10 protein-coding genes and 1 tRNA gene are annotated in these 8338 nt (G+C 62.5%); 6 read left to right on the forward strand and 5 right to left on the reverse strand.

The genetic code is table 11. From position 1 onward, the window contains the following. The 3 genes from FNJ47_RS42890 to FNJ47_RS42900 all read left to right on the forward strand — a co-directional run. The coding region (locus tag FNJ47_RS42890) for a 3-oxoacyl-[acyl-carrier-protein] synthase III C-terminal domain-containing protein (RefSeq protein WP_283811368.1) at window positions 1-304 on the forward strand (304 nt) is incomplete at its 5' end. Between the two features lie 130 nt (window positions 305-434). After that, entirely contained in the window at window positions 435-770 is a 336-nt protein-coding gene (locus FNJ47_RS42895) for an integration host factor subunit alpha (protein WP_035631661.1), read from the forward strand. Between the two features lie 128 nt (window positions 771-898). Continuing rightward, window positions 899-1492: a MerR family transcriptional regulator gene (locus FNJ47_RS42900; protein ID WP_163162410.1), complete on the forward strand. Its 594-nt coding sequence runs from the start codon at window positions 899-901 to the stop codon at window positions 1490-1492. A 10-nt stretch (window positions 1493-1502) separates the two neighbouring features. Here FNJ47_RS42900 and FNJ47_RS42905 read toward each other — a convergent pair. Both FNJ47_RS42905 and FNJ47_RS42910 read right to left on the reverse strand, forming a co-directional pair. Beyond that, window positions 1503-1580, reverse strand: a tRNA-Pro gene (locus FNJ47_RS42905). A 132-nt stretch (window positions 1581-1712) separates the two neighbouring features. Continuing rightward, a complete protein-coding gene (locus FNJ47_RS42910) occupies window positions 1713-2225 on the reverse strand; it encodes a MarR family transcriptional regulator (RefSeq protein ID WP_163162412.1) in 513 nt (170 codons plus the stop codon). A 453-nt stretch (window positions 2226-2678) separates the two neighbouring features. Between FNJ47_RS42910 and FNJ47_RS42915 the strand changes: the two genes are divergently transcribed. From FNJ47_RS42915 to FNJ47_RS42925, 3 genes are all read left to right on the forward strand, one after another. Continuing rightward, on the forward strand, window positions 2679-4214 hold the full coding sequence (locus FNJ47_RS42915; RefSeq protein WP_163162414.1) for a porin: 1536 nt from the start codon (window positions 2679-2681) through the stop codon (window positions 4212-4214). Window positions 4215-4721: 507 nt separating this feature from the next. Continuing rightward, window positions 4722-4901 carry a hypothetical protein gene (locus FNJ47_RS42920; protein WP_236000491.1) on the forward strand — a complete coding sequence of 60 codons (180 nt, stop codon included), beginning with the start codon at window positions 4722-4724 and terminating at the stop codon, window positions 4899-4901. 375 nt (window positions 4902-5276) lie between these two features. Continuing rightward, complete coding sequence (locus FNJ47_RS42925) at window positions 5277-6239, forward strand: SDR family oxidoreductase (RefSeq protein ID WP_163162416.1); 963 nt, start codon at window positions 5277-5279, stop codon at window positions 6237-6239. 60 nt (window positions 6240-6299) lie between these two features. On the opposite strand, the gene FNJ47_RS42930 is transcribed toward FNJ47_RS42925, so the two are convergent. The 3 genes from FNJ47_RS42930 to FNJ47_RS42940 all read right to left on the reverse strand — a co-directional run bounded on the left by FNJ47_RS42930 (window position 6300) and on the right by FNJ47_RS42940 (window position 8284). After that, a complete protein-coding gene (locus tag FNJ47_RS42930; RefSeq protein ID WP_163162418.1) occupies window positions 6300-6767 on the reverse strand; it encodes a GcrA family cell cycle regulator in 468 nt (155 codons plus the stop codon). Window positions 6768-6816: 49 nt separating this feature from the next. Further along, entirely contained in the window at window positions 6817-7017 is a 201-nt protein-coding gene (locus FNJ47_RS42935; protein WP_066514059.1) for a hypothetical protein, read from the reverse strand. 163 nt (window positions 7018-7180) lie between these two features. Next, a complete protein-coding gene (locus FNJ47_RS42940; RefSeq protein ID WP_236000490.1) occupies window positions 7181-8284 on the reverse strand; it encodes an AMP-binding protein in 1104 nt (367 codons plus the stop codon). Window positions 8285-8338 lie beyond the last annotated feature (54 nt).

Raw genomic sequence — 8338 nt, forward strand, 5'->3', positions numbered from 1 at the left:
CGGCATGATCACCGACGTGATCGTCGATGCGTTCAACGCCACCGGCCTGAACGCCGATGACATCACCTGGTTCATCCCGCACCAGGCCAACAAGCGAATCATCGATGCGTCGGCGCACAAGCTTCATATTGCGCCGCAGAAGGTGGTCTTGACGGTCGACAAGCACGGCAACACCTCGGCGGCCTCGATCCCGCTGGCGCTGTCGGTCGCGGTGAAGGACGGACGCGTCAAGAAGGGCGATCTGGTGCTGTTCGAGGCGATGGGCGGCGGCTTCACCTGGGGCTCGGCGCTCGTGCGCTGGTAGCGCATCGCCGAAGAGTATCGGCAGGTTGCCGGCATCTTTCCGGCGCCCGGATGCTGGTCGCTGTTGACCATTGCGCGCTAAGCTTTTAATTTCAGTCAAGAAATTGTTCGCCGAGAGTGCGGGGCAGGCGATGACCACGGGAACCGGAAAAACAGTTACGCGCGTCGATTTGTGTGAGGCGGTCTACCAAAAGGTGGGTCTGTCGCGCACGGAATCGTCGGCGTTTGTCGAGTTGGTGCTGAAGGAGATCACCGATTGCCTGGAAAAGGGCGAGACGGTGAAGCTGTCCTCATTCGGCTCCTTCATGGTGCGCAAGAAGGGCCAGCGTATCGGCCGCAATCCGAAGACCGGCACCGAGGTGCCGATCTCGCCGCGGCGGGTGATGGTGTTCAAGCCGTCGGCGATCCTGAAGCAGCGGATCAATGGCCATGTCGTCACCAATGGCGACGGCAGCAAGGCCGATTAGAGCGTTTTCAAGCGAAGTGGATACCCGGTTCGCGTGAAGAAAACGCGGCAGAACTAGAATCTGGGGCCCCGTTCCGACCCAATCGGAACGGACAAGGCTCCAGGCATTGAAGCCAGAGGAGCGGGCATTTGGACAAGGCGCCGGATGCGTTCCGTACCATCAGCGAAGTCGCTGACGAGCTCGATATTCCCCAGCATGTGCTGAGATTCTGGGAAACGCGCTTCGCGCAGATCAAGCCGATGAAGCGCAGCGGCGGACGCCGCTATTATCGGCCCGACGACGTCGACCTGCTCAAGGGCATCCGCCGGCTGCTCTATGGCGAGGGCTACACGATCCGCGGTGTGCAGCGGATCCTGAAAGAGCACGGCATCAAATCGGTGCAGGGCATCGCCGACCAGACTGCGGCGGTTTCGTTCGGCGCGGTCGAGGAGGCGGTCGGCAACAGCATGGCCGAGCCGGACGAGCTCGAGAGCAATGATGGCCTCGATTTCGACGGCGAGGAGGGCGACGGCGACGAGAAGGGAATCGACTACCGATTCGTCGATCCCGACGAAGATCCGATCCTGTCGACCTACAAGGCGCACGCCCACCCGGGGAAAGCGTCCGCGGCACCGCCGGTGCGCCCCTCCGTTCCGTCGGTGGATCGGGAGCGGCTCGAACGCGTGTTGCAGGAGCTGGTTGCCTGTCGACAGATGATCGACGCGGCGATGAAGGACGGCTGAATTTAAAGAATGGTCGGAGCGAGAGGATTTGAACCTCCGACCCCTAGTCTCCCAGACTAGTGCGCTAACCGGGCTGCGCCACGCTCCGATGCCGTTCCATTAGCCGCGATCCTGTGTTCGCGCAAGGCGGGGTAGGCCTTATAATGGCTGCCATCCGGGCGGCACCGGTTCCCTGAAAGCGTTCGACGGCGCTATTTTCCGCCCAATGCGGCCCGCTGCGTCAGTTCTCTATATCCATCGCGGCGATCAGGCAGGCCTTCTCCAGGCGATTGTTGAGCATCGCAAGCTTGGCCGTGAACTCGGCCAGTTCAGTCTCGCTGAATTCCTCGAACACGGTCTTCTTGAACGCCTTGTGCTGCTCGGCGAGGCCCGCCAGATGCTTTCTGGTCTTGTCGGTCAGCGACAGCCGAACCACGCGCGCATCGGCCGGGGAGGGCGAGCGATGCAGCAATTCCTTCTGCTCGAGCAGCTTGGACTGCGTGGTCACGAACGACGGATCGACGTGCAGCAGCTTCGACACCACGTTGATTGGCACGCCGTCATCCTTGTCGAGATCCGAGATGGCGATGAGAATCATCCACTGCGGACCGCTGACGCCAAGCGCCTTGCCCCAGAGCTGGCGGACGCGTTCGAGATGCGAATTGATGGACGAGATCTCGAGCGTAAAGCGCTTGATGATGTCGAGATGCTCGATGGCGCGCAGGCGCGTCGTATCCTTCCTGGTCACTGACACAGCTTCCCCTTCCCTAGGTGCCGACTCAGCTTTGTGCTGATTTATTTCTTGATTCCCGCTCGGCGCGGCATTTTTTCTCGTAAGTCGCTCAGGAAGGCAAGTGAACGTAAAGCAATTATGATGCTCACGTGACGATTGAGCTTTTTGAGGTGCGACAAATTTGCCCATGGATGCAAGGGGCTTAGGGGCAGCGTTGCTGACGAGCCACAGTGTGGCCGCATTCGCATTCCTGACTTTATAAACTATTTTGATTGGCGAACTCGCCAATGCATATTGGACCCGGCGGTAGGGGAATCTCGATCGTCCCGTTGCGGTGATCGTTCAAGTCCGTCGCACACCACAGATTGATCTGCGGGTGCGGGGTTTGGGGAAAACGGTCTTGGACAATGCGGGAGGATCAGGGGGCGCTCGCGGCCTCGGACTCTCCGCATATGAGCAACTTGGAGGTTTAATATGAAATTGGCGAAGAGCCTTATTCTGAGCTCGGCTGCTGCGCTGGTCGCGGTCGGCGGGGCACAGGCGGCCGATCTTCCCGTGAAGGCCAAAGCGGTCGAGTACGTGAAGGTTTGCTCGCTTTATGGTCCGGGCTTCTACTACATCCCCGGCACCGACACCTGCATCAAGCTGGGCGGCTATCTGCGCGCTGACTTGGTTATCAACGGCAACGGCGTCTACGGCCCGAACACCAACGGTGCCAGCGGTGCCAACAACCGTTTCACCAACGGCTACACCTGGCGTTCGCGTGAAGACCTGAACATCGATACGCGCACCGCGACCGAGTACGGCGTGGTCCGCACCTATTTCGATGCGGTGTTCACCTGGACCTCGGACAGCTACACCGGCCAGGGCAACGGCTCGAGCGTCTACTCGGCGATCGGTTCGTCCCCTGCGCCGAACAATGCCGGGTCGGGTAACGTCGCTGCCGGCACGGTCGGCGTCTACTACGCCTTCATCCAGTTCGCCGGTTTCACCATCGGTAAGTCGGTCTCGCAGTTCGCTGCGCCCTGGACTGCCTATCCGGGCAACAACTACGACGCCCTCGTCGGTGGCATTAACACCACCAACGGCATCAACCAGTTCACCTACACCGCGCAGTTCGGCAACGGCGTGTCGCTCGCTCTGTCGGCGCAGGACCAGGTTGCCTACATGCAGGCTGGCGTGAACAACCTCGGCGCCGGCGGCGCTTACGGCTCCAGCGACTACGCCGGCACGATCACGCCGGACTTCGTCGCTGCGCTCAAGGTCGACCAGGCTTGGGGTATCTTCCAGGCGTCGATCGCTGCGCATGACAACCACGCTGCCTACTACGGCGGCACCGAGTTGACCGGCCATCCCGACGACAAGTGGGGCTGGGCTGGTGCACTGGCCCTGTCGATCAAGAACATTCCGACCGGACCTGGTGACACCATCAACATCCAGGGCGTCTACACCGACGGTGCGACCCGTTACAACATCCAGGATCTGGCCACCGGCATCAGCTCGGCGACCATCTATGGCGGCTCGAACTTGCCGGGCGTCTACCAGAGCGTTGGCTTCGGCACGGCACCCGACACGGTGTTCGGCCCCGGCGGTCAGCAGCAGTCCATCAAGACCTGGGGCTTCCGCGGCGCGTACACCCACAACTGGGATCCCTACTGGAACACCAGCTTGTACGGTGCTTACGCTGCGGTCATGTACAACGACACGGCCAAGTCGCTCATCTGCGGCGTCGGCGGCGTCGGTGGCACGTTCCGCGCAGCCTTCGCCGGCGGCGCTGGCGTGACCAGCTGCAACCCCGACTACAACATCGGGCAGCTCGGCCTGATCACCCGTTGGACCCCGGTCAAGAACCTGACCTTCTCGGCAGACGTGACCTACGTCCATCTCGATCAGAAGTATGCCGGCACGATCACCACCTCGTCGGCTGGTATCGGCAAGCCGGCCGCGACCTACGAGCTGAAGAATCAGGACACTGTCCAGATGCTCCTCCGCGCTCAGCGCAACTGGTAATCACGGTTGATCTGATCACGATCCAACAGAACCCCGGCAGGCAACTGCCGGGGTTTTTGTTTAGCGAATATCAGTGGCGGATGGTGCTGCGACTTCGCGCGACATGGTTGCCGGTTGGCGTGAAAGAAACTGCACCAAGCTTGAGTTTATAGAGCTTCCAGCTGCGTCATTTCGGCCCACGCGAACGACGAAGACGAGCCATGCGATTCATTGGCCGCAAACTTATTTACTTACCTGATCTACTAAACTATATACGGACTGGCCAACACATTGAATGATGGCTCTTAGCTTGCAGCTAAGCCTCCCAAACCTCCGGCAATGCCCTGCCGGAGGTTTTTGATTCAAGGCCTGAGCCTGACCCGCCATCGCGCGCGGCCACCGGCAATTGCCGATCGCAATCGGGCACACGTCCTGGCGCCGATTCGACGCCGTCAAGATTTGACGGAATCGATCCGCAGTGCATTCTCGTCATTCATGGGACGCTTCAAGAACAGCCGGCTGGCGCGCATGAGCAGCGGCCACTATTGCTTGATACGGGATCTCGGGCTGGTGAAGGGCGGCAAGGGATTGCGGCACCATGAAGTGGTCATCGACTTCTCGTGGCGCGGCCTCTTCAAGCTGGCGGTGAGCGCCGGCACCGGCGTCCTGCGGCGCCGCGCAACTGTGCGCATCGAGACTGCCGAATAGCGCCTTGCTCGGCGTGAAGCTGTCCTCACCAGCGCCGTGATTTGACGCGGGCTTGCGTGCCGTCTGCAGCGCCGGCGCTGGAAATTCCGGTTGCGATCGCCATCAGCGTTGTCGCGACGAGTCTGTTCAGGATGTTCACGATCATCGTCTCCGATTGTCGATGTCGGATTGTTCGCCGCGCGGAATGGTTTCGTTACGCCGCCGCCTGCTTCAATCTGCTGCAAGCGGCTCACTTGCGCGTGAGGGACTGGCGCCGTTGCTGGGCGATAATTCGCTGATGTAAGGTGTCTCAGCCAAGTGGTTGGACTGCGATCCGCGCTCCAGCCGAATGAAGAAGAAGCAGGGCAAGAAAGTCAGGGAAGGAACGGATCTCACATGAAGGATTTTGCCGGAAAGATTGCCGTCATCACCGGTGGCGGCACGGGGATGGGGCGCGAGCTCGCGCGGCAGCTGGTTGCCGAGGGATGCAATGTCGCGATGTGCGACGTCTCGGCCGAGGCGATGGCCGAGACCAAGCGGCTCTGCGAGGTCGAGAAGTTGCCGCAGGGCCTGCGCATCACCACGCACGTTGCCGACGTCTCGATCGAGGATCACTACAAGCGTTTCCGCGATGAACTGATCGAGCAGCAGGCGACCGACAAGATCCATCTGCTGTTCAACAACGCCGGCATCGGCGGCGGCGGCAGCCTGTTCACCAACACCCGCGAGCAATGGGAGCGCACCTTCAACATCTGCTGGGGCGGCGTCTATCTCGGCGTCCGCACCTTCCTGCCGCTGCTGGTGAAAGCCGACGAGGCGCACATCGTCAACACGTCGAGCGTCAACGGATTCTGGGCCTCGGTCGGTTTGGGCGTATCGCACACGGCCTACAGCGCGGCAAAATTCGCGGTGAAGGGATTCACCGAGGCGATGATCAACGATCTCCGTCTCAACGCGCCGCATGTCAAATGCTCAGTGGTGATGCCCGGTCACATCGGCACCTCGATCGTGTCGAACTCGCGCAAGGTGCAGAACGGCGCCGACCAGCTCAACGTCGACGAGCTCAAGCAGGTCCGTCAGCGGCTGCAAGGGCAGGGCATTGATGTCGCCAAGATGTCGGATGCCGACATCCAGCAGCTCGCGCTGGATCGTGCCCGCATCTTCCACGACGAGGCACCGACCACGGCGGCGGCCGCCGCCAAGATCATCCTCGATGGCGTCAAGGCCGACCGCTGGCGCATTCTGGTCGGCGATGACGCGCATCTGCTCGACGAGCGCGTGCGCAAGACCCCGGAACAGGCCTACACGCCGGAGTTTTATCAGGACCTCGTCGCGGCGACGGGCTGGAAGGTCGGCTGATCGGTGCTTCGGTTCTGACGGGGGCAGAACCGAAGCTGTTTCCGGCATCGCGCAAAAGCGCTACCCGCGCATCGCGCGCTGGCGTGATCCCGCCTGATAGGCGAGGCGGTAATGCCCTGAGCAATAGGGCATGCCGCCGAGCGGCGGGTTGCCGCAGAAGCAGAAATCATCGGCGCCCGGGGTGCTGATCGGCCAGCGGCAGCGCTGCTCGCTGAGCTCGAACAGCGAGCAATTGTTGGCGCTGACGACCGGCGCCTCGTCGGGTTCTTCTTCGTAGACCGCCTGGAGCAGCCGGAGCTGCTGCTTCGCAGTCGCCCGTTGCGCGGCATGCGCGCTGGACTTCTTGCGCCGGGCCCGGCGTTCGTCCGGCGTCGTGCGCATGAGGTTCAGCCGCGACAGCTTGCCGATCACCGCATTGCGGCTGACGCCGATATTGACGGCGATGTCGCGGCAGGAGAGGCCGGCTTCAAAATAGATCTTGAGTTGGTCGACGCGCTCCGGCGTCCAGGTTGGTTCGATAACGATCATCTGACGGTTCCACGTTCTGTGTTGAACCGCCGCGCCGGCACTCCCTGTCTCAGGGCGCGCGACCGTTATCGCGGATTGCAAGCAACCCGTCCTTGATGGCGAGCCGAATGCCTTCCTCGATCAATGTCCGTGCGACGCCCGGGACGCTCGTGCCGTGGGTGCCCTGTCTCACCAGCTTCTCGAGGTATCCGATGGTCGAGAGCGCCAACGTGACCGGGACGCGGTCGGTTTCGGCCTTTTCCGTAGCCATGGTGAAACGCTAACTCTGAACGCCTGTACTGAAAAGTATCTATTTAGAGTCTATTTAGGAATGCGGCGGTCCGTCAAGCCGTCCGCCGAAAAATGCGGATAGCCGCGCCGGAGTTCAACTCCAGCGCGGTGACCTCGTCAGATTATTGAGGGGAATGAGATAGTTAGGGCCGCAATTCGACCTTAACCGGGAACTTCTTGAGAAGCCGCTCAGCGGTTTCGGCCTTGTCCGGCGGCGCCTTCACACTCAGGTACAGCCCGCGGGACGGATCGGTGATGGCGTCGACGCTGACCTCGCCCGACAATCCTTCCAGCGCCAGCAGCTCGCGTGCGGCCTCGCCGGCGGCGATCTCGCGCAGCTTCGGCTTGAAGATCTTGCCGACCGGCGTCACCGGCATCTCCGCAATCACCGACACCACGCGCGGACGCGCCGGCGGCTCCAGGATGTTGTCCTGCACGAAGGCGGCGAGCGCGTTCGGATCGATGTGGGCGCCGGGCTGGGCCGAGACGAACAGCATCGGCACTTCGCCGGCGTAGGTGTCGGGGCGCCCGACGGCGGCGGCAAGCGCCACGCCCGGAAACGCCAGCGCGGCGTCCTCGATCGCGCGCGGATCGATGTTGTGGCCGCCACGGATGATGACGTCCTTGGCGCGGCCCAGAATGTAGACGAAGCCGTCGGCATCGATCCGGCAGATATCACCGGTGCGCAGCCAGCCGTCGCGGAACGCCTCATCGGTTTGCTTCTTGTCGACGTAGCCGGCGAACACCTGCGGGCCCCTGGTCAGGAGCTCGCCGACCGGCGACGGCCACGGCCCGGTGTGCAGCTTGTTGCCTTCGAGGATCGCAAGCTCGACCAGCGGATTGCGGGTGCCGACGCTTTCGGCGCGCGGTTTCACGCCATGTACGTCATGGGTGATGGCGCCGGCGAGCTCGGTCATGCCGTAGAGCTGCTGGATGCAGGCGCCGCCCCAGGTCGCAAGGTAGCGCCGCTCGATCTCTGGCGGACAGATCGAGGCGCCGGTGGCGGTGACGCGAAGCGTCGAGATGTCGCTCTCTCCGACCGGAACGTCGGCCAGCGCCCCAAGTATGGTCGGCACGTTGCCGGCGATATTGATGCGGTAGGTCTCGATGATTTGCCAGAAGTGCCGGACCAGCGCCGGATCGCGCGCGCCGGCGGGGCCGGGGATCACCATCGTCGTGCCGGCGGCAAGGCGATAGGCACGGGCGGGGAAACGGGCGGCGGCCGCGGACCGACACCTCGTCGTCATGTGCATGCCACCTCCAGCTGGACGCGCGGGCACTCTAGCGGACGCGCTGGCAGG

It is taken from the genome of Bradyrhizobium uaiense (genome assembly GCF_010811875.1).
Classification (GTDB): Bacteria; Pseudomonadota; Alphaproteobacteria; order Rhizobiales; family Xanthobacteraceae; genus Bradyrhizobium; species Bradyrhizobium uaiense.

Coding starts and splice junctions, on each gene's coding strand:
- FNJ47_RS42895 (WP_035631661.1), top strand. CDS start 435: ATGACCACGGGAACCGGAAAAACAGTTACGCGCGTCGATTTGTGTGAG.
- FNJ47_RS42915 (WP_163162414.1), top strand. CDS start 2,679: ATGAAATTGGCGAAGAGCCTTATTCTGAGCTCGGCTGCTGCGCTGGTC.
- FNJ47_RS42920 (WP_236000491.1), top strand. CDS start 4,722: ATGAGCAGCGGCCACTATTGCTTGATACGGGATCTCGGGCTGGTGAAG.
- FNJ47_RS42925 (WP_163162416.1), top strand. CDS start 5,277: ATGAAGGATTTTGCCGGAAAGATTGCCGTCATCACCGGTGGCGGCACG.
- FNJ47_RS42930 (WP_163162418.1), bottom strand. CDS start 6,767: ATGATCGTTATCGAACCAACCTGGACGCCGGAGCGCGTCGACCAACTC.
- FNJ47_RS42935 (WP_066514059.1), bottom strand. CDS start 7,017: ATGGCTACGGAAAAGGCCGAAACCGACCGCGTCCCGGTCACGTTGGCG.
- FNJ47_RS42940 (WP_236000490.1), bottom strand. CDS start 8,284: ATGACGACGAGGTGTCGGTCCGCGGCCGCCGCCCGTTTCCCCGCCCGT.